The sequence below is a fragment of the Pseudofrankia coriaricola genome (assembly GCF_001854805.1).
Taxonomy (GTDB): domain Bacteria; phylum Actinomycetota; class Actinomycetes; order Frankiales; family Frankiaceae; genus Pseudofrankia.
Genome location: NZ_MBLO01000253.1, coordinates 18560 through 43580, shown reverse-complemented (window position 1 = coordinate 43580; position 25021 = coordinate 18560). Strand labels below are relative to the sequence as shown.

Genomic DNA, 25021 nt, shown 5'->3' with positions numbered 1-25021 from the left:
CCGGCGGCCGGAAGGACGCATCGGTGCTGGTCAGAGCCAGCCGGACTCCTCGGCGGCGCGCAGAGCCTCCATGCGGTTGCGGGCGCCGGTCTTGGCGATCGCGGCGGACAGGTAGTTGCGGACCGTCCCCTCAGACAGGAACAGCCGGCCGGCGATGTCGGCCACGGTCGCCCCGTCGCGCGCCGCGACGAGGACATCCCGCTCGCGCGCGGTGAGCGGGCTCGGCCCGGTGGCGAGCGTCGCGGCGGCGAGCGTCGGGTCGACGACCCGCTCGCCCCGGGCGACCCTGCGCACGGCGTCCGCGAGCGCGTCCGGCGGTGCGTCCTTGACGACAAAACCCAGCGCGCCGGCCTCCATCGCCCGGCGCAGGTAGCCGGCCCTCCCGAAGGTGGTGACGATGAGCACCCGGCTGGCCGGCCGGGTGGCACGCACCGTGCCCGCGGCGGCCAGCCCGTCGATGCCGGGCATCTCGACGTCCATCAGCACGACGTCGGGCAGCAGCTGGGCGACGGCCGCCGCGACCTCGTCGCCGCGGCCGACCTGCCCGACGACCTCCATGTCGTCCTCCAGCGACAGCAGCGCCGCGAGCGCCCCGCGGACGAGGTGCTGGTCGTCGGCGAGCAGCACCCGGATCATGCGGGCACCACCGCGCGCAGCCGGAACCCGCTGCCCCCGCCCACAGCGCCGGGGGCGGCGTCAGCGTCGGTGCCGGCGTCCGTCTCGGCGTCGCCTGGCGCGGGCCGCGCGGAGCCGGTCTCCAGTCGTCCGCCCGCGGCGGCGACCCGCTCGGCGAGGCCCGCCAGTCCATGGCCAGGGGCGGCCCGCGCCGTGTGGGTTCCGGTCCGCTCAGACGGCACGAGGGCGGCAGGCCCGGCAGGCCCGGCAGGCGCGGCCGGGCCCGCGGGGACGCGCGGCAGGGGGCCGCGCCCGTCGTCGACGACCTCGATGGACCTGCCCGTCAGCGCTACCTGTACGGATCGCGCGCCACTGTGCCGCACGACGTTGGTCACTCCCTCCCGCAGCACCCAGCCGAACAGCTCGCTCAGCTCGACCGGAACCTCCTCGACGGCCGCCGGCAGCTGGGCGCGGATGCCCGCGGCGCTGAGCACCTCCCGCGCGGCGGCCAGCTCGCCGGCCAGGCTCACCGGCCGGTAGCCGGCCAGTGCCGCCCGCACGTCGGCGAGCCCCTCCCTGCCGAGTGCCGCCACCTGCGCCATCTCGGCCGCCGCCCTGTCGGGGTCGCGGCCGACGAGCCTCGCCGCGAGCTCGGCCTTCACCGTGATCGTCGTCAGCGCGTGCCCCAGCAGGTCGTGCATGTCCCGACTGATCCGCAGCCGCTCCTGCTCCTTGGCCAGCCGCTCTATCTCCCGGCGGGCCTGGAACAGCTCGATCTGGTGCCGAGTCCCGGTACGCATCACGTAGAGAGCGAAGACCACGAGCAGGATCGGCCCGGAGAGCGACCACTGCTCGCCGTGCAGGTCCCAGCTCGGGACGTACTGAGGCAGCCAGGTGACCGCGGCCGCCATCACCAGGATGACCGGCAGCCCGATCACCGGGAGCAGCAGCATGGCGAAGGCGACGGAGTCGAAGACCGGCATCACCAGCCCGCTGCGGCCCAGCACGACCAGGTAGACAACGGTGATGCCGGGCATCCCGACCAGCACCGTCGCCTGGTAGCGCCGCGGCCCGCCGAACATCGCCCGGGGCAGCGGGCCGACGTAGAGGTACGCGAACGCGGCCAGCAGGATCAGCCCGAGCGCTATCCGCGGCGGGTGGTCATTCGAGAACAGGTCGCCGACCGAGTAGCCGAGGTAGACCAGCCAGATCGCCGCGGTGCGCCGCCACCGGCCGACGCCGGCCTCACGCCCGAACGCATTCTGCCCCCGGATCGGTTCGAAGAAGAACCGCCGGATCGCGGTGAGCGTGTCCTGCGACGGCTCACTCACCGTCTCGCTCATCGCCATGCCGGTACTCGCCGTCACGCTCGTCGCCCTCCGCCGTCGGCGGCCACCTGGCCGCGCTGGCCGCGAACCGGGGCCGGCCAGTCGGTGGGCTCGTGGTCCCGCGGCCTGGAGGACCGCGTCGGCGGGTCAGGCCGAACGGGGCTCGACGATGGCGGAGCCTCACGCCCCCGAGGGCCCGTCCGGGTGTCAGGCTCGCAGCTGGTCACGGGAGTAGGCCCGCGCCGCGAGCCGTCCGAGTATCACGGTCCATACCGCCAGGATGGCCAGTCCGTGCCAGCCGAGCCAGCTACCGGCGATCACCTCGCGGCCGGCGTCGCCCGTCCAGTACATCGGCAGCGCCTTCGCGATCTTGGCCATCCAGTCGGGAAACTGCTCGACCGGTACCCAAACGCCCCCGGCGAGCGCGAGCAGCGAGGAGACCGCGCCGGACAGCTGCGCCGCGTTGTCGGCGCGTAGCAGGTAGCCCAGCCAGATCCCGAACGCCGCCAGCGGCACCATGCCGATCAGCACCCACAGGCCGACGACGAAGTATGTGTGCACCGGCAGCTTGGCGCGGCCGAGCGCGTCTGCCTCGACGAACACCACGACCAGCGCGGGCAGCGCCAGCGCGAAGGAAGTGATCACCTTGGTGAGCAGGTAGTGGCCGCCGGTGAGCGCGGTCAGCCGCAGCTGGCGGCTCCAGCCGCCTGCGCGCTCCAGCGCGATCCGCCCGGCGGTGCCGACGATGGACACCATCGCGCCGAAGGTCGCCATGCTGACCATGACGTATGGGCCGACGGTGATGTCGCCAAGCCGGTCGGTGGCGTCGCTCGAGGTGAAGGCGGCGAACATGATGAACGGAAACGTCACGCTGAAGATCAGGAAGCGCGGGTTGCGCCAGATCCGGCCTATCTCGAACCGGGTATAGCGGGCGGTCAGCAGAGCCGGGTTCATCGCGAGGTCTCCTTCGCCCAATCCTGGGGTGACGTGCCTTGAGGTGACGACGTGCCTTGAGGTGATGCGGTGCCTTGAAGTGATGCGGTGCCTTGAAGTGACGCGGCCTGGGCTGGCGCGGCGTGGCCCGCGGGCGCGCTGGTCAGAGCGACGAAGGCGTCCTCCAGGCCGGCGCCCGTGATCTCGATGTCCCGGACGTCCGCGGCGGCGGCGAGCAGCGCCCGCAGCGCCCGGTCGCTGTCCGCGCAGGTCAGCTCGATCGTCTCGCCGCGGGTCTCCGCCCTGGTGACACCCGGCAGCGGGCCGAGCGCGGCGAGCCGGCCCGTCTCGGCGCCGGGCAGCGTCGCGCGGATCGTCCGGCCGCCGACCTGCCCCTTCACCTCGGTCGTCGGGCCGTCCGCGACGACCTTGCCGGCGCGCAGCAGCACGATCCGGTCGGCGAAGTCGTCGGCCTCGGCCAGGTAATGGGTCGCGAACAGCACGGTGCGCCCCTCGGCCGCCCACTCCCGCGTCGCCGCCCAGAACGCGAGCCGCGCGGCCACGTCCATCGCCGCCGTCGGCTCGTCGAGCACCAGCAGGTCGGGGTCGGGCAGCAGCGCGGCCGCGAACCGGACCCGCTGGCGCTGGCCACCGGAAAGCCGCTCGGTGCGGGAACCGGCGAGTTCCGTCGCGCCCGCGCGGCGCAGCGCCTCGGCGGTGGGCAGCGGGCGAGGGTAGAGCCCCCGCAGCGCGTCGAGCACCGCGCCGACCGTCGCATAGGGGAGCAGGCCCCCGTTCTGCAGCATCGCCCCGACCCGCCCGCTCGCGCAGGCCTGCCGAGGCTCCTGGCCGAACAGGCTCACCGTGCCGCGCTCGGGCCTGGTCAGGCCCAGCAGAATGTCGATCGTGGTGGACTTGCCGGCGCCGTTCGGGCCGAGCAGCGCGACGACCTGGCCGGCGGGGACGGCCAGGCTCACACCGTCCACGGCCTTCGTCGCCCCGTAGCCCCGGTGGACGCCGTCGAGCACGATCGGCGCGGCGCCGGGCGACCCCGCTCTGGAGGGCGCGGAGGATGACCGCGCGGATGGTGCGGATGGTGCCGGGGCGGGGGAAGACGCCGCGGTGCCGGTGCCGGTGCCGGTGCCGCTGCCGCTGCCGCGGGCCTGATGGGCGGCGCGCTCGTCTCGCGGCGGCCGCGACGCACTGAATCTGGGCATGTCAGCAGGGTGCTGGGTACGGCGATCCTCGCGTCAGTCATGACCGTCACGAACCCGCGATGACATCCGTCATCTCCCGGTCTCTCCAGCGCGCCCGGCGGGTCCTCGCCAGCCGGGCCCCGGCGGTTCCACGATGGTGCCCACGTTGTTGCCTCCGTGTGGTTTCGGTGGTCATGTGGTGTGGAAGGTGCCCGGATGTGGTCCCGGTGCCCGGTCATGCTGTCCGGCGCGCGACGGGCCCGCTGATCGGCCGGACGAATTGTGCGAAGGTGTTCGCGACCAGCGCTGCTCACCGTCATGGCCGTCGATGCTTGTGGAACAGATCGGCCAGGAAGGACTCATACATGGCCATCAGCCTCGCCAAAGGCGGTAACGTCAGCCTGACGAAGACGGCGGCGGACGCCGGCAACCCGCAGCTCACGGCGCTGACCGTCGGCCTCGGCTGGGATGCCCGCACCACCACCGGCACCGAGTTCGACCTTGACGCGTCGGCGATCGCCGTCAGCGAGAGCAACAAGGTCGTCACGGACGGGCACTTCGTCTTCTTCAACAACCTGAAGTCGCCCGATGGCGCGATCGAGCTGTCCGGCGACAACCGGACCGGCGAAGGCGAGGGCGACGACGAGTCGGTCGTCATCAATCTCGGCCTCGTCCCGGCCGACGCCGCCAAGATCGTCGTTCCGGTGTCCATCTACGACGCCGTCAACCGGGCCCAGAACTTCGGCCAGGTCCGCAACGCCTACATCCGCGTCGTCGACCAGAACGGCACCGAGCTCGTCCGGTACGACCTGTCCGAGGACTACTCGACCGAAACGGTCGTCATCTTCGGCGAGGTGTACCGCAACGGCGCCGACTGGAAGTTCCGCGCTGTCGGCCAGGGCCACACCGACCTCGCCGGCCTCGCACGCGACTACGGGGTGAGCGTCTAAGCGCCTCGGAGGTCGCTTGCGCGACCGCTCGGCGCTTAGACATCGGGCGCTGAGCCTAACCTCCCAGATCGGCTCCGCAAGCTCCGCCGATCCGGCAGGGACCCTGCTCCTTGCGTTGGTTCCGGGCCGGACCAGAAAGTGCCGGGCTGGCCCGGACCGGCGTCGGGCTCTTGGCTGGGTTGCGCTGTTCGGCGACGGTCGTCTGGTTGCGTGCCGTCTGTCGTCCTCGTGCCCTTGCGTGCGTGGATGCTCGGACGGACGGACAGCGTGCGCGGTGAGAGGCTTTGGTCGTGACCTCGGGTGCGGACACGATGGTGGGCTGGCAGGTGGCGAGGCCGGGGCCGGCGGCCACGGGGCCGCTGCGCCAGGTCGAACTGCCGGTGCACGAACCTGGGTACGGGCAGGTCCGGTTGCGTGTGAAGGCCTGTGGGGTGTGCCGGACAGACCTGCATCTCGCCGAGGGTGATCTGGCGCCTCGGCGTCCGTTCACCATTCCGGGCCACGAGGTCGTCGGCACGCTCGACGAGGCCGGGCCCGGTGTCGACATCGAGGCCCGCTGGCCGGGGCTCGGGCCGGATGGCCGGCTGGGCATCGCCTGGCTCGCAGGCACGGACGGCACGTGCGCCTACTGCCGCCGCGGCGCGGAGAACCTGTGCCCCGCGTCCACCTACACCGGTTGGGACGCCGACGGCGGCTATGCCCAGTACGCCGTCGTGAGCGCCGACTACGCCTACCGGCTCCCGGCCGGCTACGACGACGGCGAGCTCGCACCACTGCTGTGCGCCGGGATCGTCGGCTACCGGGCGCTGCGGCGCGCGGAGCTGCCGCCGGGCGGACGGCTCGGCATCTACGGCTTCGGCGCCTCCGCGCACCTTGCCGCCCAGGTGGCACGGGCCGAGGGAGCCACCGTGCACGTGATGACGCGTTCGGCGGACGCCCAGCGGCTGGCGCTGAGTCTCGGCGCCTCTTCGGCGACCGGCGCCTACGACGCCCCGCCCGAGCCGCTCGACGCGGCGGTGCTGTTCGCGCCGGTCGGCGAGCTGGTGCCGGTCGCGCTCCAGGCGCTCGACCGTGGCGGCACCCTGTCCATCGCCGGGATCCACCTCTCGGATGTCCCCCCGCTGAACTACCAGCGCCACCTGTTCCAGGAACGCTCGGTGCGCAGTACCACGGCGAACACCAGGGCCGACGGCGCCGAGTTCCTCGAGATCGCGGCCCGTCACCTGCTGGAGGTGACGGTGACGCCCTACCCGCTCGCCGCCGCCGACCGAGCCCTCGCGGATCTTGCCGCCGACCGCGTCACCGGCGCCGCTGTCCTCTTCCCTGACCTCTGATTCCCGGCGCGCTGAGGCCCGGCCTCCGGAACTCCGGGTTCCGGAACTCCGGGTTCGGAACTCCGAGCCGCCGGACCCGCGCCCAGGGGCGGGCGCCGATGGCGGCGGCTTCAGTCGGCCCGCGGGGTGCGGGCGGACCAGGCTCGCAGAGTGAGCGTGCTGATCGCCGTGAGCGCGGCGGCGGTGGCGACCTCGCGGGGGAGACGGTGGCGGGCCTCGTTCTGGATCGCCGCGTGGAAATGGTCGAACCGGGCTGGCCAAGGGCTGTGGCCGACGAAGAAGCGACCGACCTTGTCGGTGTCCGGTAGGCAGGCGCCTGTCATCCCGGCGAGTACGGCGAGCCGGACGGCCGCCGGTGCGGACGCGGTCAGCAGCGCCATCGCGGCGAGCCCCGCGACGCCGTCCTTCTTCGCGATCGGCAGCCACTCTGGCTCGGTGTTCGGGCCGGTGCCCCAGTGCGGCAGCGCGTCCATCACAAGGTGGGACAGGAAGCCCGCGGCGAGCGCCGCCCCCGGTCTGCGGACGGCCATGCCGACCAGGGCACCCGCTCCGACGTGTGAACTGATGATCATCTGATGTACCCGCTCCTGACATGACCGGCTGGGGCCGGCTCCGCGTTCCACGCTGTCATCCGGCTTCCGGTGGGTCGCGACCGGGGTGGGCGACCCGGTCGGCATTCCGGACAACCCGTATGAGTTATCGAATGTCGTGATAGCTCCCAAGATGTACTTGTATTGCGATGCGTAAGGGGCAGATGGCAGACTGTCCACCGGTGGAAGCGGAGCGTGGTTCACGCTGGACACGGGACATTCCGGGCCGCCTAGCTCGCCCGATCGCCCGTTCCAGAGCCGTGCTGGCGGATGGCTGGAGGAGGCGCCGGGCATGATCGGTCTGACCCAGTCGTGGACCCTCATCCACAACGTCACTCCCACCCGGATGCTGCGCATGCTGCCCGTGCGCGCGAGTTCCACCGAAGCGGCCCCCCGCGCTCCGGCACTGCCCGGCCTCGCGCCCGGCGCCGTCGTGTCGGTCGCCTGGCGGCTCGACGGAGCCGGCATGGTTGTCGGCGCACTGCTGCCGCCAGGGCACCCGACCGGCGGCCCGCTGGGTGCGCGCGTGCTCGCCGGGGAGGGAATCTGGCCGGCGACGATGTGGCCCGCCGGGCAGGAGATCTCGCGGGAAAGCTCGCTGATCGAACTGACGGCGGAGCCGGCTCGCCTGGTGGTTCACGCCGCGGGCCGGGAGATCGCCGGCGCGGTCGACCAGCCTAGCCGGCCGCGGGCCGACCATCCGCGATTGCGCAGGCTCGTAGCCGACCTGCGCCGCGACCGCCGGCAGGTGCGCATCAGAGCGGCCGACAGGGTCTGGTGGCTGCGCGCGACGGGTGTCTTCGGGGTGCGGGTCAGCCGCGGCGGCCAGCCGGTCTATCTGACCCGTGGCATGCTCGGGCACTTCTCCGCCGAGGCGGACGAGCTGGATATCAGCGTCGTTCTGCTGACGTTGTCGGCGATTCCCAGCTCCACCTACGCGCCGATCCTCGGTTTCTAGCCCAGGTCGGGCGGGCCGGCCGGCACGGCGCTCAGGGTGAGACCGTCCGGCGGCCCTCGAAGGCACGGCCGAGGGTCACCTCGTCCGCCCATTCCAGGTCACCGCCCATCGGCAGCCCACTCGCCAGCCGGGTGACGGTCAGGCCCATCGGGGCGATCTGGCGGGCGAGGTAGCTCGCGGTGACCTCGCCTTCGGTGTTCGGGTCGGTCGCCAGGATCAGCTCGGTCACCGAGCCGTCGGCCAGCCGCGCGATCAGCTCACGGATGTGCAGGTCGTCGGGGCCGACGCCGCCGATCGGGTTGATCGCCCCGCCCAGAACGTGGTAGCGACCGCGGAACTCGCGGGTCCGCTCGACCGCGACGACGTCCTTCGACTCCTCGACGACACAGATCGCCGTCGTGTCGCGGCGCGGGTCGGAGCAGATCCGGCACAGCTCGGCCTGGGCCACGTTGAAGCAGATCCGGCAGAACTGGACCTTCTCCTTGACCTCGATGAGCGTCTTGGCGAGCCGGCGGACGTCGGCCGGGTCGGCGGCGAGAATGTGGAACGCGATGCGCTGCGCGCTCTTCGGCCCGATCCCGGGAAGCATCCCGAGCTCGTCGATCAGGTCCTGGACGACGCCTTCATACACGTTTGCCTTACCGTTCCCGCGCCGTCAGCGCCGTCGGTCCCTGAAATCTGCCCAAACCCGATGTGGTCAGCCGAGCTGGGGGAAGCCGCCCGGCAGGCCGCCGCCTGGCCCCCCGAGTATGTCGCCCAGCCCGCCCGTGGCCGCCGCCATCTTCTGCTCGGCCAGCTTGTGCGCGTTCGTCGTGGCGTCGCGCACCGCGGCCAGCACCAGATCGGCAAGCGTCTCGGTGTCGTCCGGGTCGACGGCCCGCGCGCTGATCTTCAGGTCGACCAGCTCGCCGCCGCCGTTCACGGTCGCGGTCACCAGCCCGCCACCCGCGCTGCCCTCGATCCGTGCCTCGGCGAGCTCCCGCTGCGCGGTGACCATCGCGGCCTGCATCTTCTGCGCCTGCTCAAAGAGCGCCCCGAAACCACCGGCCGCGTCACCGCCGAGCCCACCAAACGGGTCCCCAGGATTCGACATGACCATGATCCTATGCGGTGGGCGCCCTGTGCGGCGTGCGCGCGGACCTGAGGGTTGATGAGGCCTCGACGGCCGGGTGCGAGGGTGCCCTTTGGGGGATGCTGCGTCCTCCGCAAAGCGAAGGTGTCCCGTGCCGAGTTGTGGTGGCGGTGCTGTGTGGATCGGTGGGTCGGGCGAAGCCCGACACCGGGGGTTCCAGGGGGTCGCCCCCATGGGCAGATATTGCGTCCTCCGCAAAGCGAAGGTGCGCCGCACCGAGCAGGCTCGCCGAGCGGAGGACGCGGGATTCGAACCCGCGAGGGTGTAAGCCCAACACGCTTTCCAAGCGTGCGCCCTAGGCCACTAGGCGAGTCCTCCGCCGACGAGAGTACCGGATCGCGGGCGGGTGAGGGCTGGCGGGCGGGGCTCAGGTAGCGATCTCGAAGGCGTCTCAGGCCGGGGGTGGCCCGGGCGTCAAGATCGGCGCCGGCCGGCTAGACTGCGGAGCAGACCCCTCGTGTGGCGTCATCCTCGTGAACCTCCCCAGGGCCGGAAGGCAGCAAGGATAAGCGGGCTCTGGCGGGTGCGCGAGGGGTCCTCCTGTTCGCCGCCCTTTGGGCGGCTTCCCGGGGCTCGTGATGTCTGCCCCGGGGGGCGACCCCCGGACCCCCGATGTCGCGCTTCGCGCGACCTTGGGGGCCGCGGCCCTGCGGGCGCGGCGGGGTGTCCTTCGTCGTCGTTAGGGGTGGCTTGCGGGCTCGTGATGTCTGCCTGGGAGGGTGGCTCCCGGACCTCCGATGTCGCGCTTCGCGCGATCTTGGGGGCCGCGGCCTTGGGGGCGGAGTGGCCCCCGCACCGGTAGTCGTGGGAGGCGGACAATGGCCTTGCCCCGTTCCCCTGACAGCCCAGGCACCGGATCGGGGCACGTAGCGACGCGGGCTGCGAGGGCGGGTTGGCGAGCGCAGGAGCAAGCTCGCGGAGCTGCCTTCCGAGGGACGAGGAAGGCGGCGGAGCGAGTGCGGCGACAGAGTGAGCTCGAGACGCTGTGAGCACAGCGCTGTACAACCGGTACCGGCCCGCGACGTTCAGCCAGGTCGTCGGGCAGGAGCATGTGACGACGGCGCTGATGCAGGCGCTGCGCACCGGCCGGCTGCACCATGCCTACCTGTTCAGCGGCCCGCGCGGCTGCGGCAAGACCTCGTCGGCGCGGATCCTTGCCGCCTCGCTCAACTGCGAGCGGGGGCCGACGCCTGAGCCATGCGGTGTGTGCGACCAGTGCGTGTCCATCCGGACCGGCTCGTCGATGGATGTCACCGAGATCGACGCCGCCTCGCACGGCCTCGTCGATGACGCGCGTGACCTGCGGGAACGCGCGTTCTTCGCGCCGGCATCGGCCAGGTTCAAGGTCTTCGTGGTGGACGAGGCGCACATGGTGACCGCCGCGGCGTTCAACGCGCTGCTCAAGGTCGTCGAGGAGCCGCCGCCCTACCTGAAGTTCATCTTCGCGACCACCGAGCCGGACAAGGTGATCGCCACCATCCGGTCCAGGACGCATCACTACGCCTTCCGGCTGGTGCCGCCGGGGGTACTACGCGACCACCTGGCTTCGGTGTGCGCCCAGGAAGGCGCCGAGGTCGACCCGTCGGTGCTCCCGCTGGTGGTCCGAGCCGGCGCCGGCTCGGTGCGTGACTCGCTGTCGGTGCTCGACCAGCTGCTGGCGGGCGCTGGCCCAGAGGGGCTGCGCTACGACCGGGCGGTCGCGCTGCTCGGGATGACCGACGGCGTGCTGCTCGACGAGACCGTCGACGCGCTCGCCGTCCGCGACGGGGCGACGCTGTTCACCGTCGTCGACAAGGTCGTGGGGTCGGGGCACGACCCGCGCCGCTTCACCGCGGACCTGCTGGAGCGGCTGCGCGACCTCATTCTGATCAACGCTGTGCCCGACGCGGTCGAGCGCGGCCTCCTCGATGCCTTCTCGTCCGATCAGATCGACCGAATGAAGGCCCAGGCGGGCCGGGTCGGCCCGGCGGAGCTGTCGCGGACCGCCGACGTGCTGCACGCCGGCCTCGCGGAGATGCGCGGGACGGCGAGCCCTCGGCTGCTGCTCGAGCTCGTCCTGGCCAGGGTGCTGCTGCCGGGCGCCGCGACCGACCCGGCCGCGCTGCTCGTCCGCCTGGAACGGCTCGAGCGCGGCCAGGCCGCGGGCGCGCCGGCCTTGGTGACCCCCGCCTCCGCTTCCGCGGCCGAGCCCACGGCTCCGGTCGGTTCGCCCGCGCCGCCGGCTCCGTACACCCCGAGCACACGCCCGCCGGCATCCGCGCCCGCGCTCGCGCACGCGGCCGAGCCCAGGCCGGCTCCGTCGACCGGGCCGGCTGATGGAGCCCCTGCGCCTCGGCCGGGCGGCGGCTGGGGCGGCCCGGCGAGCGGGCCGACGGCCCCCGCCGGGCGGCAGTCGCCGCCTCCGCCGGCCGCGCAGCCAGCACAGCGGCCGGCCGCGGCCGACGGTGGTGGCGGGCCTGAGGCGGCAACTGTGCGTGCCAGGTGGGACCAGGTGCTCGCCGCGACACGGCGCCGCAGGGTGGTGACAGCGAGCCTCCTGGTAGAGCACGTCAGTGTGCTCGAGGTCCGGTCGAACGAGGTGTTTCTCGCGCTCTCGACACCCCCGATGGCCAAGGTGTTCAGCCAGGGGAACCATGCCGATGTGCTGGCCGAGGCGCTCGCCGAGACGTTCGGCGGCGCGTGGCGGGTGACGATCGGCGAGCCCGGCGCGAGCGGCGGGCGTCCCGGCGCCGGCGGCGCCCGGGGCGGGCCGGGCCGACCCGCTGGCGCGCCGACTGGCCACGCGCCGACGGCCGACGGCCCGGGCCGTCCGACGCCGCCCGGGCCCACGCCGCCCGGGCCGCCGCCCTCGCCGGCGGCGGCCGCCTGGTCGGGACCGCAGCCGGGCCAAGGGGTCCGCCCGCCGACCGGCTACGCCGCGCAGCCGCAGCCGTCAGCCGGATACGGCGCCGGCCTCGCGGGCGGCGGGGTGCAGCCACCCCTCCAGGCCGGTGTCGCCGGCAGGGCGGGTGGGTTCGCTGGCTCCGCCATCGCTACGGCGGAACGCGGACCGCTCGGTCCCGGGCTCGACGCCGCACCGGCCCCCACGTTTGCCCGCCAGGACGCCGGACTCGGCCTCACGGCGGCACCTGCCCCGGTGGCCGTGACCACGGTTGGGGGCTCCGCGGCCGCCGGGGGGGCCGTGGCCACGCCCTCCCACACCACGACCGCGGTGCCCAGGGCCTTCGGCGCGGGCGACGACGCGACCGACGAGCCGTCGCCGGACGACGAGGACGCGCCGACGCATCCGGGCGCGACCCTGACGGGTGAGGCCGCCGCCGTGGAACTGCTACGGGTCGGCCTCGGCGCGACCGTCATCGAGCAGCGCGGCGACGGCTGAGCGATCCCACGCGGGTTTGTCCCCCTCGCCCCGAATTCTGGGGCAGGCTAGCGCCGCCTGCGCCGATGTTCGCCCGCCAGCACGCGGCTGGTGGATCACCACCACCGTGTCGTCGTAGACCTGCGCGCCGCGCCGCGTCGCGCCGTCAGGACCTCCGGCCGCCTCGCGGAGCCCGGCGGACGGCGCCGTGAGGCGGCGCCCCGGTGGGTGCTATGCAGGTTTGACCTGGACCCGCGCCAGACGGATGGGTTGGGCCGGTCCGCGCGGCCTGGGCGGTCCCCTCGCCGATCCTGCGCACAAGTAGTGACGAACCGGGTGACAACGGGTGGCCACGCCGGGTGTCTAGCTGATGTGGCGGTGGAGACATCCGGTCGATTCCACGCCGGTCGAGGCGGGGAACCCGTCCGCGGCACCCGTCGGCGCGCCGGATCTTTGGGGTAAGCCGGGCACGTGCCGGTGCCGGTACCTCGATGCCGTGCGGTGCGTGGCATGCTCTGGCCATGCCGGGCGGAAACTTCGCCGTGACATTCGGTCGGAACCTGATCCGGCGGCGCCGACCCCAGGGGTCGGCGTCCACAAGTCTTCAACAGGTATTTCGGAGGTTGTCATGAAGCGTGTCGGCATCGTCGTCCTGCTGGTCGCCCTGGCCACCGGTGGCTTCTTCCTGCGTCAGCGCAAGGGCAAGCAGGAGGCCTGACCGGTTCCGCCCGGGCGGTTCCGGGCGGAGCGTGAGACCAACAGCCATGAGGGTTGGCCCAGCACCGTCCTGACGGTTCTGACGGGCTGGGCCCTGAGGGAACGGGCAGGCGGCGACGGTCTCCGCGTGCCGCCCGTGGCTCGCCCATACCGTGCCGCCCATGGCACGTCGTGCCCATGGCGCGGCATGCCATGGGCGGTGTGCGGCATGCCTGCTGCGACAGGCTGGAAAGGGCTGGCGCGCGAGCCGTCCCGCACCGGGCCAGGCCAGGCTCAACCGCGGGTCTCGCCGCCCTGAACCGGAAGAACGCCGAACCCGTGGCCGCCGCCGCGCGAATCGGTAGGAGAAGCGCCGCGCCACAAACAGGCGGGTGTAAGCGGCCGGATGGCGAGCGCTGGAGCACGGGAGGACTGTGCACCGCTACGACGACCAGACGGCCGAGCTGGCCCGCGCTGTCATCGCGTACGCGCAGGAACGGATGCGGTTTGACCCGGCGCCTCTGGACGCGCCGCGGTCGCCGGCCCAGCTCGCCGCCGCCGTGGGTGAGACGGTCACTCCTGACGGCCTCGGTGGTGTCGAGGCGCTGCGCCTCTATGACGAGGTGCTGGCCCGCGCCTGCATCTCAACGGACCATCCGCGCTACCTCTCGTTCATCCCCGCCGCTCCGACCAGGGCCGCCATACTGTTCGACCTGGTTGTCGGTGCCTCGTCGATCTACGCGGGTAGCTGGCTCGAAGGCGCGGGCGCTGTCTTCGCGGAGAACCAGGCGCTGCGCTGGCTTACCGACCTGGCGGGCCTCCCAGCCACGGCCGGCGGCGTGTTCGTGCCCGGTGGGACGGTCGGCAACCTGTCCGCGCTGGTCGCCGCTCGCCATGCGGCCCGCGCGAGGTGCGCCGCGGCGGGCATCTCACCGCGTCGGTGGAGCTTTGCCTGTGGGCAGGAGGCACACTCGTCGCTGGCCGAGGCCGCGCGGGTGATGGATGTCGACATCGTCGACGCGCCTTCCGACGGGCATGGACGGCTGACCGGCCCCGCGCTCGCCCACGCTCTCGATGGTTTGCCCGCCGACCGGCGCGATGGTGTGTTCGCCGTCGTCGCCACCGCCGGCACCACCCAGTTCGGCATCGTCGACGACCTGCGCGGGCTGGCCGAGGTGGCCAGAGCGCACGGGCTGTGGATGCATGTCGATGGGGCATACGGGTTGGCCGCTCTGGCCGCGCCGTCCGCGAGGCATCGGTTCGACGGCCTGGAACTGTGCGACTCCTTCATCGTCGACCCGCACAAGTGGCTGTTCGCGCCGTTCGACGCGTGCGCGCTGATCTACCGTGAGCCGGCGCTTGCCCGGGCCGCTCATACCCAGCAGGCCGGCTACCTGCAGGTGCTCGACGCGCCGGACGTGTGGAACCCCACCGACTACGCGGTGGGGCTGACCAGGCGAGCCCGTGGCCTGCCGTTCTGGTTCTCGCTCGCGGTGCACGGCACCCGCGCCTACGCCGAGGCGATCGAGCGCGCGCTCGCCACCGCGGCTGCCTGCGCGGAACAGATCCGCGAGGCCCCCTACCTGGAGCTCGTCGGCGAGCCCGAGCTGTCCGTGGTGGTGTTCCGCCGGCTCGGCTGGTCCGCGGGCGACTACCACGCCTGGTCCGAGCGCCTGCTGCGTGATGGTTTCGCGTTCGTCACTCCGACGGTGCACCAGGGCGAGACACTCGCCCGTTTCGCGATCGTCTCGCCGTTGACGACTCCGAAGGACACCGCCGAGATTCTCGACACAATGCGCGCCGACCCATCGCCGCCGCTCACGGAGGATCTGGCGGCCCGCCGCGCCCGAGCCCGGGCGGACCAGTCGCATCCATAACCGCGCCAAGGCTCGCGCGAAAAAGTAGCCCCCGGGAACCGCGCGACGCTGGGCGGCCCCGGGGGCGATTGCGATGAAGACTGGCGCCGCCCGGATACCCGCGTCGACGCTGACGCCGGCCGTGGCGGTGCGTATATCTGTTCCGTGGCGGCTCCGGATCGCCGTCTCGAACTCCTCAGGGACTGGTCTGGACCGCTGCCCGACACAATGACGGACGGCGCGGCCTAGCTGGTCCGGAATCAGTGGGAACACCGGGAGGTCGGCGGCCGGCGGTTGACAGAGAAACTCCGCGAAACTCCGCGCCCGCCGGCCGCCGCCCGCCGGTCAGTAGCCGACGGTGTAGCGCTGGTTGATGTGCTTGGCCTTCTCGATCTCGTCGCAGATCGCGACGGCGAGGTCGTCGGCCGACAGCGCCATGTTGCCGCGGCCATCACGGACCGGCTGGTCGGTGCCGGTGCGGTAGGTGTCCCGGCGCTTGCCCTGGGCGAGGTTCACGGGCGGCGGGCAGACGACCGTCCAGCGCACGCTCTTGGCGGCACGCAGCGCGTCGAGCGCCTCCGCCTGGCCCTGCGCGTCCTTGCGCATGCCGTTCGGGAACTCGGGGTCGTCGAGGATGCGGGCACCCTGTCCGTCCTCGAGGGTGCCCCCGTGGCCGACGTGGATGAGACGAGGCGCGTTGTCGCCCAGCTTGCTCATCGCGTCGATCATGGTGCGGGCGGCGTTCACCCAGACCTTCTTGTCGTTTCCACCGATCGCGACGACCACGGCGTCGGCGCCGTCCGCGAGGCTGTACACCGAGTCACGCGAAGTGGCGTCACCGGCGGCGGACTGGGCCTTTCTGGGCAGCTTGGCGAGCTTCGCCTCGTCGCGCGCCACCGCGGTGACCTGGTGGCCGCGCCGGATCGCCTCGCTCACGACGGACTGCCCGATCTTGCCGCTCGCTCCGAACACCACAACCCTTGCCATTCTCGGTACCTCCTGGCTGGGATCGGTTGTGCGCGCCGACCCCGCCGAAAGTCCTTCTCCCACGCCTGGTCCGCGACCGTTCAGAAATCATTTTCTCGTCGCGTGGTGGCCTTCCGCGGAGTCATGGTCACGCATTGTTTTTCTGTTCGTCACGACTATTGCACGCCCTGCCGCGGCCGCAACCCGACCGATGGGTATACCCGCCAGACCGGGCCGCCACCCCATTTTTCGCGTCGGCGCATCCCCGCCCCGCGAACTCCCAAAGCCGACCACCCAAAGCCGTTTAAACCGGTCACCCCACCCAGCCCCGCCGATGTACCCGGGCCCAATTCCAGCCCCGCCGCGCCGTCGTCCCGACACCCGAGCCGCCACCTGATATCGGCGCCACCCACACCGGCCTCCCGGCCACCGCGATGAAGGCCATAGCCAGGCTCGGAAGCGGCCTCTGCCCGAAAGGTTCACCAAGCCGTGGATGACCTGACCGAGAACCGCCCGCACAGCCGACAACGCCCGAAGGGCGGTCAAAGGAAAAGCAACCGAAGGCGTCCGTGCAAAGAACCCCAGCCAGACCGCCCAGCCCGATGCCGCCGCTAGGCGGCGAGCCGAGGGGGTCGTAGGGGCGAAGCCCCTACATCGGGGGTCCGGGGTCGTCCTCCAGGGCAGACATCGAGACTCGGGGAAGGTGACCCGAAGGGTCAAATGCCGCCGCTAGGCGGCGAGCCGAGGGGGTCGTAGGGGCGAAGCCCCTACATCGGGGGTCCGGGGGTCGTCCCCCGGAGCAGACATCGAGACTCCGGGAAGGTGACCCAAAGGGTCACCGAACAGGGCGGTGGAGGTGGGATTTGAACCCACGGAGGGGTTGCCCCCTCACACGCTTTCGAGGTCTGCTCACTGCCGTCCAGGAAGATACGCCGTGGTCTAGATGAGGCGTCTCATCGGTCTTCGACCGATCGTGACCGGTACCGAACGTTGGTGAACGAGACCAGAACTGAGACCGCCGGACGCGCCCTGCTCGATCTAGGACGGGAGCGAGAGAGCCGCAGGCCGGCGCCTTTCCTGCGGGGCGCTACCGTCCGGCGCCGTGCCCTACGGCCCGGGTCTCAAACGCTCGCATCTTGGCCCCCGGCCACACCGCCTAGAAGTGGCTGCGGACGTCCGTACGCCGGACGTCCGACGAGCCTGGTTGCCCATTGGCTGGCGACGCCGGCTGGCTAGGACGGACGGTTTAGCCAGCCTCCAATAAGCGGAATGCGCTGGGAACTAGACGAGTCGATTATCGACGTTATTGAAACGATAAGCCAGGTGGCTGCGGTAATTTTCAAATAGTCGACCACTGGACCATCAAATCCGGCGACGAATCTCTCAATTGTGAGGATAGCGGCTATGGGGAATAGTCCGACAAGCACTGCCCTTGTGGAACGAAGTGCAAGGCGGCGACTGGACATCACCGCGGACTCTCCCTCAGCTTCGGGTATGTGGCTAAGGTTTCCTCGGGTAGCCTCAATGGTGAACGCCATCAAATGGGTGACAGTATCTCCTTGGGTACTCTCCTTGGAAAGAGTGAGCGCCCCCGACATTCCGCGCAGGTAGTTTGCGCGGCGTCGAAATCCCTCGGCCACCTCTGTCATTGGGGTCTTACGTCCCATATGGTCCATTGCTTTGGCGGAGCCTGTTAACGCCGATGCCGCCCGGATTCGTCGTTTCCATGAAAGTTGTGTATCGGTCGAACCAATCGAAAGTATCGCCGTAATAAGCCCACTTATTACTAAGCGTTCCGGAGCGAGGCGGACAACTGCTGCGTTGAAAAGCCGCGTCTCTACTACAGACAAGGCGATCGAAAGAAAGATCATCGACAGCGCGATGAGGATTCCGCCGGCCAGACCGATGGCTACATCCTTGAGCCAATCGTGACTAATTTTGATGTTCCACGACGGCCACGGTATCCAAGATTTTTCTGAGGATTTTTCAAAATGATGACCGACGTCATTTGCTAAGTAGAGAATTACCAAAAGGCACAATATGCCGAGATAAACAAAGATTGATGTTAGAATTCCTCTTATGCGATTCCGAAACCCTTCGAGTACTACAAGGGAAATTCCGACCCCGGCAATAGCTGCACGCAGAGACGTGCCTGATATTTCGCCTCCGGATACATCGACAGCCCTACTGATGAGCAGTATCAATAGCAATAGCGTTAGGGGTATCATCACTAAATTTACGATGGTGCGATCGTAGCTTGTCACCAATTCTTGGAAAATCTTCGCGCGAACAACTGCCGGCCTTAGTGCTAGCTTTTGTGGTTCGGAAAGCAGGTCGAGGCGCTCAAGCCTCCTTAAGTCTTTCCGGACTTTGCCAAGCAATCTGCGGGTATTTCTTTTTGTTCTCCATGAATAAATTGGTCGTGAATTTGCCATCACTAGCCCCCGTCTAGCAGTTGGAACTTGGCGGCGATCCTACCGCGATGAATCTTCGGCACCGCTCGGAGTGGTCGCGGCTGAAGGTTGATCGTCATCCAGTGCGTGGACTCTCGCTGGGGAGGAAATAAGGCGGCCATCCTTGGGCGTTACGAGAGCTGTGGTCGCACAAAAAATGCTAGATGGTCCTAAGGGTGCGGGCTGTGTCAGGATGGTGGGGTCGTCGACGCTGAGCTGCCTGGCGTCGTACCCAAGGAGAAGAGGCTCGATGTTCGGGTTGGTGGTTCGGTTCGCCTTGCGACCCGGGGCGGCGGAGGGGTTCGACCGCCTGGTCGCAGAGACGTTGCCACAGATTGTGGCGTTGGAGCCTGGGACGCAGGTCTACGCGACGCATGCCGTTGAGGAAGATCCAGACGCACGGATCTTCTACGAGCTGTACCGGAGCCGCGAGGCGTTCGACGAGCATGAGCGCCAGGAGCACGTGATGCGGTTCCTCGCGGCGCGGGAGGAGTTCCTAGCTGCGCCGCCGCGGGTCGAGTTCCTTTCGCTGATCGACGACAAGGGCGTGACCGGGGGCGCGAAGTGACCGAGGCGTCCCCGACGCTGGGCGAACGCGTCGCGTACCACCGGAAGCGGCGTGGGCTGTCTCAGGTCGAGCTTGGGCGGCTGATCGGCCGGTCGGAGAGCTGGGTTTCGCAGGTCGAGCGGAACGCTCGCAAGGTCGACCGGATGTCGGTGTTGGAGCTGCTCGCCGACACCCTGAACGTTCCGGTGGCTGAACTCTCGCCGGGCGCGCCCGTTGAGGCGGTTGCCGATCCGGCGCCCTGGTGGTCGACGCTGCGCTTGGCGGTCACTGGCCACCCGGCGCTGGCCGCGCTGATTGCTCCGGGACCACCAGGCAGGAGCGCGACCGGCTCGGACGCGCGGGCGCGGGTCGACGGTGTGTGGGACCTAGTCCACGCGTCTAGGTACTCGGAAGTCGTGCCGACACTGGCCGCGCTGATCATCGATCTGGAGCAGGCGGTGCGGTCGGCGCCGTCCGGCGAGCGTGCCGGGATCGCTGCGGCGTTGGCCAGTGCCTATCAGGCGGTCGGCGCGGTGTTCGCGAAGGTGGATGACCTCGAAGCGGGCTGGTTGACAGCCGACCGCGCACTGTTCGCGGCCGAGCGCGCGGACGATCCGGCGCTGGTGGCGGCTGGTCAGTACCGGCTGGCGCAGACGTTGCTGAGCGCCGGTCGGCTCGACCAGGCCCGCCACGCGGCGACCGTCGGCGCGGACGCGCTTCGCCCGCGGTCGGCCGACCTCGGGAAACCGGCCACATCGGTGCTTGGCGCGCTCTGCCTGGTCCGGGCAGTCGTGGCCGCGCGATCCGGCGACCGGTCCGGCACCCGAGAGGCGATCGGCGAGGCCGAGAGGCTCGCGGCAACGGTCGGCGCCGGTCGCAACGATTTCAACACCGAGTTCGGACCGGCGAACGTTGCGATCCACGCGGTCGCGGTCGCGGTCGAGCTCGGTGACGCGGGCGAGGCCCTGGAACGGGCAGCCGACATTGACCTCGATGGGCTGTCGCCGGAACGGCGGGCGCGCTTCCTGATCGACGTCGCGCGAGCCAATGCGCAGCGTCGCGCCCGCGGCGAGGCAGTGACCGCACTGCTGGAGGCGGAGCGGATCGCGCCGGAGCAGATTCGCGACCATCCACGCGTGCGAGTGCTCGTGCGGGATCTGCTGCAGGGTCCGGACCGCCGCGACGACCTGGAGCTTCGCGGCCTAGCCGACCGCTGTGGCGTACCCGTGTGACTAGGTCGCACAAAAAATCCTAGGAAGGTCTAGACGGCACTAAGGGTGCTACCCCATACTTCGGGTGCGGGTCACCGGCTAAGTCGCTGAACCGCAACGAAAACGGCCCTCGGCTGGTGTTCCCGCACCAGCCGAGGGCCAAGGTCCGACCCCGGCCGAGTGTTCCCGCACCCGGCCAGGGTCTTGATCCGACCTGTGTAGGAGGTCAGACCCGTATGAAGCATGCCCTGAACACGGCCCCGTCGGCCGACAACCTCGCGGACGCGACGGCTGAGGCCGTCGAGAAGCTCGCGCGGGAGCTGGTGGAGCGGGGTTCTCAGTCGGGCGGTAGCAAGTGACCGCCTCTGTCGTGGTGGCCGGCCCGGATGTCCGGGCCGGCCGGCAGGCCGCCGCGTTGCGGGTGGCTGCCGAAGTCGTCGACCTGCTGGGCGGCGGCGCGCCGGGGGTGCATGTGTCGGTGCCGGCGCGGAAGACCGCGGTCGACCTGCATGTGTACGACCCCGATGAGGCTCGCCGCCTTGCCGCGCTGCTGCGCTACGCCGCCCGTCTGGAAGTGCCACTGTCGGCGCGCCCATTCGGCGACAGCGGCAGGGCGGTCAAGGTCGAAGCGGTCTTCACCCGCGCCGAGGTGGGTCTCGTGTTGTGGGCGGTGTTCACCGACCTCGACATGCTGGCCAGCCTCGCGTCGGACGAGTCGTCCGCGGACCTGGCCGACCGGGAGCCGACGCCCGGCGACCTGGCGGAGATCGACGCCGAATGGCCGCTGATCGACGCCGAACTTGCCGTGGTCGACGCCGAAGCCTCCCTCGCCGCCGGGTACGGCGGCCCCCTCGCCACCCTCCGTCTCGACACGGCCCACCGCCGGCTGGCGAGCGTCGCCACCGACTTCGAGCCTGCCGGGCCGGGCCGGTTCCGTCCCCGTCGTCACCCGCTACGGGGTGCGGCGTGACCACCCGGACCGTTTCCACGTGGCCGCCCGCGGTCGAGCTGACCGCCGCCGAGTTGGACGGTGCGCGGGCGATGCTCGCCCACTACGACGCCCCGGCCAGCCGGCGGGCGTTCGCACTCGGCCTGATGGCCGCCTCCATCGAGTCGACCCTGACCGGTGCGTACTCGCAGGACGCGGAAACGGTCAGCCTGCGCCGCGCCTTGGCGGTGGCCGCCGTGGTGGACGAGATCCCCGACCGGCGCACCGTGCTGACCGCCCGGCTTGCCGAGGCCGAGCGGTACGCCACCACCAGCACGACCGTGCCCGGTTGGTGGGCGGACCAGGCCACCAAGCTCCGCGCCGAACTCACCACGCTCGACACCCTGGAGGAGGACCAGTGAACGACCGTCTACACCGTCTGCGCCGTCTCCAGTGGGGGGTGCGGGTCGCCCTGACGTTGGGGGTGTCCGCGTCGATCGCGGCGAACGTGCTGCACGCCCAGCCGAGCATCGTGGGGCGGGTGATGTCGGCGTGGTCGCCGGTCGCCCTGCTGATCACGGTGGAGCTGATCTCCCGCGTTCCGGTTCACCGTCTCGTGCTGGCGTTCGTGGGCCGGGCGGCGACGGCGGCGGTGGCCGGCGTCGCGGCGTACGTCTCCTACTTCCACATGGTCAGCGTCGCCGCCCGCTACGGCGAGACCGCGATCTCCGCGCACCTGCTGCCGCTGTCGGTCGATGGCCTGGTGGTCGTCGCCTCGATCGCCCTGTTGGAGACCGGTGGCCGCATCCGCGCCGAACTCGACAACACCCAGCCCGCACCGTCGCCCGCGGGCGCGGTGGGTGCTGTGCTCGACCTGGCGCTCGACACCGTCACCGCCGCCGCCTTCACATCCACCCCCGACCCGACACCCACGCCAACCACGGAGCGCACCGCGAAGCGTGTGCCGGCCCGGACCGGCCGGACGCAGACGAGCACACCCCGCAACCCCGACCGCAAGCGCGCCCCTCAGCGGACCGACGCCGACCTGATCGCCGCGCTTCGCGACCTGCCCCGCGCCCCCGACGGCACGGTGCCGGTCCGCCGCGCCGCCGCCGCGCTCGGGATCGGCCACCAGCGCGCCACCCGGCTACTCGACACCGCCGGCCTGCGCACCCCGGCACCCACGCCGACCGTGAGCGACGTCCCGGCGGTGCCGGCGGCCCGTGAGCCGGTCGCCGCCTAACCAGCCCGACCAGCCCGTGTTCCCCGGGGCGCGGCGGTTCAGCCCGCCAAGACTCACCCGCCGCGCCCCGGTCCTGCCCCTCCGCATGGAAGGACCACCACCATCATGACGACTACAGACCCGTTCGGGCCGGGCGCCAGCCCCGACCCCGACGACGGGTGGACCGACCCCACCAGCCCGACCGACCCAGCCGACCCGACCGCCGGGCCGGGGGGTGAGGTCGTGGACCTGGCAGAGGCACGCGCCCGGCGCCCGGTCCCCGCCCCGCCCACCACCGACCCCGGCGACGATGGCGAGGACCGCGAGTCGGTCGCGGTCGAGCCGGCGCCGCTGGGCGTGCCGGTCGACCCGTCGGACGAGACGGCGGTGCCGGCGGGGCGGGTGCGTCCGGTGCGGGCGCCGATTGTCCCGGCCTGGCTGCGTTCCCGCGTCGCGGTCCGCACCGCCGCCCGCCAGACCTCCCGCAACGTCGGCTACGCCGCTGGCTTCCACGCCCTGCGCGCGCCGAAGTACGCGCTGCTGACGGTGTGGTGGGCGATGGTGGGCGGGTTCCGCCTCGTCGGGCGGCTGCTGCGGTGGGCGTCGGCGGAGGAGGGCAACTGGGCGTTGCGGCAGGACGCGGCCCGGCGCAACGACACCGCGGCATGGCTGCAGCTCGACCGCGCCCGCCAGCGTCAGTCCACGACCCGCTGGCCGATCCTCGGCATCAGCACCGTGTTGGTGCTGGTGGCCTACCTGGTGGTCTGGTTCGGCCCGTGGCCGTCGCTGGTCCGCCTCGCCGTGCTGGTTGGCACGGTGGTCGGTCTGGCGCGGTTGGGCCGCCCGGCGGACCGGCCGATTCTCGACCGTGTCACGAACGGCCCGGCCTATCGCAAGCTGACGGCGGAACTCGTCCGCCGCGCCCTGACCTCGATCGGCCTGGCCGGGATCAACTCCGCGGTGGCGAAGGACCCGGGGGCGATCTCGTTCCCGGTCGAGATCCACCGCGACGGCCCCGGCCACCTGGCCATCGTCGACCTGCCCTACGGCGTGGAAGCCGCCGAGGTCGTCGCCCGCCGCGGCCGGCTCGCTTCCGGCCTGCGCCTACCGCTCGACCAGGTCTGGCCTGAGCCGTCGCCGGGGCACACCGGGCGGCTGGCGCTGTGGGTGGGCCATGAGCCTGCGTCAAAGATGCGCCCCCCTGCCTGGCCGCTGATCCGGTCCGGCAAGGTCGACGTCTTCGAGCCGTTCGCGTTCGCGACCACCCCACGGATGACCACGGTCTGCGTGTCGCTGATGTTCCGCAACTGGCTGTTCGGCGGCCAGCCCGGCTCCGGCAAGACGTTCGCCCTGCGGCTACTCGTGGCCGCCGCCGCCCTCGACCCCCGGGCCGAGATCCGCGGCTACGAACTCAAGGGCGTCGGTGACTTCGCCGACTTCGAGCCGGTCCTTGCCGAGTACGGCAACGGCTTCGACGAGGCCACGATCGAGCGCGCCGCCGGGATGGTCGACTGGGTCTACGCCGAGTGCCAGCGCCGCTCCGAGCGGATCGACTACTACCGCGCCCGCGGCATGGCCCCCGAAGGCAAAGTCACTCCACAGCTCGCCTCCCTCAAGGGCTCCGGGCTGCACCCGCTCGTGGTCTTCATCGACGAAGCACAGGAACTGTTCGTGTCCCGCTGGGGCAAGGCGGCAGGGGAGACCCTGGAGCGGGCGATCAAGCTGGGCCGCGCCCTCGGAGTGATCATCCTGCTGGGTACCCAGATCCCCGACAAGGACAGCCTGCCGACGGGGATCACCCGCAACGTCAACTCGCGGTTCTGCCTGTCGGTGGCGGACCAGACCGCGAACGACATGATCCTGGGGACGTCGGCGTACAAGAACGGCTACCGGGCCACCGTGTTCGAGCCGGTCACCGAAGCCGGCTGGGGCATCCTCGCAGGGTTCGGCAAGCCCGGCGCCGACCGGTCGTTCTACGTCGCCGGACCGGACCTGGTCCGCGTCGTCGCCCGTGCGGTCGAGCTCCGCGCCGAGGCTGGCACCCTGCCGACCCCGGCGGAGCGGACCCGCACTACCGAGGTTCTCGATGTGCTCGCCGACGTGGCCGCGGTCTGGCCGCTGGGCGAGGACAAGGTCTGGAACGACACCCTGTGCAGCCTGCTCGCCGAGCACCGTCCCGACGCCTACACCGGGTGGAAGCCAGCCCAGCTCACCGCCGCCCTCACCCCCCACGGGATCACCGTCGGGCAGATCTGGGGCACCGACCCGGCCACCGGCAAGGGCGGCAACCGCCGCGGCGTCACCCACGCCGACATCCTCACCGCGATCACTGAGCGTGAGCGGAAGCGGAGCGGCTAACCCGCCCCGGCGGGTCGCTAGGTCTAGCGGCCACCCCCGCTAGACCTAGCACCCCCGCTAGCACCCCCCACCAACCCCCGCCAGCCCACTAGTGGCTAGCACCCCCCGGCCAAACGCGCCCAAAAACAGCCCTGGAGGCCCTCCGTGACCCCCGACCCGAGCTTGCTCGTCCCGCTCGCCCTGCCCCTGCTGATCGTCACTGTCGGTTACGGGGTTCTGTGCTGGATCCGGCCGTTCCGCCCCTGCCGCCACTGCGCCGGCACCACCCGCACCACCGGCCGGTTCACCGGACGGCCCCGTCCGTGCCGCCACTGCGACCACACCGGCCTGACCCTGCGCGCCGGCCGTCGCGCCACCAACGCCCTGCGCCGCCTCCGCTAGCCCGGGAGC

The 25021-nt window shown here is 71.2% G+C and carries 22 protein-coding genes, 1 tRNA gene and 1 other RNA gene; 14 read left to right on the top strand and 10 right to left on the bottom strand.

Features of this window, described 5'->3' with window-relative positions; genetic code table 11:
- Positions 1-30: 30 nt before the first annotated feature.
- From BCD48_RS36530 to BCD48_RS36515, 4 genes are all read right to left on the bottom strand, one after another.
- Positions 31-636 (bottom strand): response regulator transcription factor, encoded by a 606-nt coding sequence (locus BCD48_RS36530; RefSeq protein WP_071052968.1) that lies wholly within the window; start codon positions 634-636, stop codon positions 31-33.
- Positions 633-1982 carry a sensor histidine kinase gene (locus BCD48_RS36525; RefSeq protein ID WP_116271789.1) on the bottom strand — a complete coding sequence of 450 codons (1350 nt, stop codon included), beginning with the start codon at positions 1980-1982 and terminating at the stop codon, positions 633-635. Before BCD48_RS36525 ends, BCD48_RS36530 begins: the two co-directional genes overlap by 4 nt.
- Positions 1983-2150: 168 nt before the next feature.
- Entirely contained in the window at positions 2151-2897 is a 747-nt protein-coding gene (locus tag BCD48_RS36520) for an ABC transporter permease (protein WP_071052966.1), read from the bottom strand.
- Positions 2894-4093, bottom strand: a complete 1200-nt coding sequence (locus tag BCD48_RS36515) for an ABC transporter ATP-binding protein (protein WP_198543542.1) — start codon at positions 4091-4093, stop codon at positions 2894-2896. The genes BCD48_RS36520 and BCD48_RS36515 overlap by 4 nt, the downstream gene beginning before the upstream one ends.
- Before the next feature lie 344 nt (positions 4094-4437).
- On the opposite strand from BCD48_RS36515, the gene BCD48_RS36510 reads away from it, so the two are divergent.
- Together BCD48_RS36510 and BCD48_RS36505 are read left to right on the top strand one after the other, a co-directional pair.
- The gene (locus BCD48_RS36510) at positions 4438-5022 is read left to right on the top strand and encodes a TerD family protein (RefSeq protein WP_071052965.1); all 585 of its coding nucleotides are present in this window, start codon (positions 4438-4440) and stop codon (positions 5020-5022) included.
- 311 nt (positions 5023-5333) lie between these two features.
- Complete coding sequence (locus BCD48_RS36505) at positions 5334-6356, top strand: zinc-binding alcohol dehydrogenase family protein (protein WP_071052987.1); 1023 nt, start codon at positions 5334-5336, stop codon at positions 6354-6356.
- A 110-nt stretch (positions 6357-6466) separates the two neighbouring features.
- On the opposite strand, the gene BCD48_RS36500 is transcribed toward BCD48_RS36505, so the two are convergent.
- Entirely contained in the window at positions 6467-6928 is a 462-nt protein-coding gene (locus BCD48_RS36500; protein WP_071052964.1) for a hypothetical protein, read from the bottom strand.
- A 310-nt stretch (positions 6929-7238) separates the two neighbouring features.
- Here BCD48_RS36500 and BCD48_RS36495 point away from each other — a divergent pair, with 310 nt between their 5' ends.
- Positions 7239-7904: a hypothetical protein gene (locus BCD48_RS36495; protein WP_071052963.1), complete on the top strand. Its 666-nt coding sequence runs from the start codon at positions 7239-7241 to the stop codon at positions 7902-7904.
- A gap of 31 nt (positions 7905-7935) precedes the next feature.
- Here BCD48_RS36495 and recR read toward each other — a convergent pair whose 3' ends face one another.
- From recR to BCD48_RS36480, 3 genes are all read right to left on the bottom strand, one after another.
- Positions 7936-8535 carry a recombination mediator RecR gene (recR, locus tag BCD48_RS36490; RefSeq protein WP_071052962.1) on the bottom strand — a complete coding sequence of 200 codons (600 nt, stop codon included), beginning with the start codon at positions 8533-8535 and terminating at the stop codon, positions 7936-7938.
- Between the two features lie 66 nt (positions 8536-8601).
- Entirely contained in the window at positions 8602-8997 is a 396-nt protein-coding gene (locus BCD48_RS36485) for a YbaB/EbfC family nucleoid-associated protein (protein WP_071052961.1), read from the bottom strand.
- 272 nt (positions 8998-9269) lie between these two features.
- Positions 9270-9354, bottom strand: a tRNA-Ser gene (locus BCD48_RS36480).
- Between the two features lie 128 nt (positions 9355-9482).
- Between BCD48_RS36480 and ffs the strand changes: the two genes are divergently transcribed.
- The 3 genes from ffs (at position 9483) to BCD48_RS36465 (ending at position 14967) form a co-directional block, all read left to right on the top strand.
- Positions 9483-9579, top strand: an RNA gene (gene ffs / locus BCD48_RS36475) — signal recognition particle sRNA small type.
- A 442-nt stretch (positions 9580-10021) separates the two neighbouring features.
- Positions 10022-12415: a DNA polymerase III subunit gamma and tau gene (locus BCD48_RS36470; protein ID WP_071052960.1), complete on the top strand. Its 2394-nt coding sequence runs from the start codon at positions 10022-10024 to the stop codon at positions 12413-12415.
- Between the two features lie 1109 nt (positions 12416-13524).
- On the top strand, positions 13525-14967 hold the full coding sequence (locus BCD48_RS36465; RefSeq protein ID WP_241842274.1) for a pyridoxal phosphate-dependent decarboxylase family protein: 1443 nt from the start codon (positions 13525-13527) through the stop codon (positions 14965-14967).
- Positions 14968-15291: 324 nt separating this feature from the next.
- Here the strand turns inward: BCD48_RS36465 and BCD48_RS36460 are convergent, their stop codons facing one another.
- Together BCD48_RS36460 and BCD48_RS50900 are read right to left on the bottom strand one after the other, a co-directional pair.
- On the bottom strand, positions 15292-15933 hold the full coding sequence (locus tag BCD48_RS36460; protein ID WP_071052959.1) for an NAD(P)-dependent oxidoreductase: 642 nt from the start codon (positions 15931-15933) through the stop codon (positions 15292-15294).
- A gap of 1211 nt (positions 15934-17144) precedes the next feature.
- On the bottom strand, positions 17145-18347 hold the full coding sequence (locus BCD48_RS50900; RefSeq protein ID WP_131804171.1) for a hypothetical protein: 1203 nt from the start codon (positions 18345-18347) through the stop codon (positions 17145-17147).
- 268 nt (positions 18348-18615) lie between these two features.
- Between BCD48_RS50900 and BCD48_RS36455 the strand changes: the two genes are divergently transcribed.
- The 8 genes from BCD48_RS36455 to BCD48_RS36425 all read left to right on the top strand — a co-directional run bounded on the left by BCD48_RS36455 (position 18616) and on the right by BCD48_RS36425 (position 25012).
- A complete protein-coding gene (locus BCD48_RS36455) occupies positions 18616-18933 on the top strand; it encodes a putative quinol monooxygenase (RefSeq protein WP_071052958.1) in 318 nt (105 codons plus the stop codon).
- Positions 18930-20144 (top strand): helix-turn-helix domain-containing protein, encoded by a 1215-nt coding sequence (locus BCD48_RS36450; RefSeq protein ID WP_071052957.1) that lies wholly within the window; start codon positions 18930-18932, stop codon positions 20142-20144. Before BCD48_RS36455 ends, BCD48_RS36450 begins: the two co-directional genes overlap by 4 nt.
- Before the next feature lie 215 nt (positions 20145-20359).
- Positions 20360-20482: a hypothetical protein gene (locus tag BCD48_RS55175; protein ID WP_274536621.1), complete on the top strand. Its 123-nt coding sequence runs from the start codon at positions 20360-20362 to the stop codon at positions 20480-20482.
- Positions 20479-21093, top strand: coding sequence for a DUF6284 family protein (locus BCD48_RS50090; RefSeq protein WP_071052956.1), 615 nt, complete (start codon positions 20479-20481; stop codon positions 21091-21093). Before BCD48_RS55175 ends, BCD48_RS50090 begins: the two co-directional genes overlap by 4 nt.
- Entirely contained in the window at positions 21090-21473 is a 384-nt protein-coding gene (locus tag BCD48_RS50085) for a hypothetical protein (RefSeq protein WP_071052955.1), read from the top strand. Before BCD48_RS50090 ends, BCD48_RS50085 begins: the two co-directional genes overlap by 4 nt.
- Entirely contained in the window at positions 21470-22294 is an 825-nt protein-coding gene (locus BCD48_RS52665; RefSeq protein WP_071052954.1) for a DUF2637 domain-containing protein, read from the top strand. Before BCD48_RS50085 ends, BCD48_RS52665 begins: the two co-directional genes overlap by 4 nt.
- Before the next feature lie 105 nt (positions 22295-22399).
- Positions 22400-24631: a cell division protein FtsK gene (locus BCD48_RS36430; RefSeq protein ID WP_071052953.1), complete on the top strand. Its 2232-nt coding sequence runs from the start codon at positions 22400-22402 to the stop codon at positions 24629-24631.
- Positions 24632-24775: 144 nt separating this feature from the next.
- Entirely contained in the window at positions 24776-25012 is a 237-nt protein-coding gene (locus BCD48_RS36425) for a hypothetical protein (protein WP_083419743.1), read from the top strand.
- Positions 25013-25021: the final 9 nt, after the last annotated feature.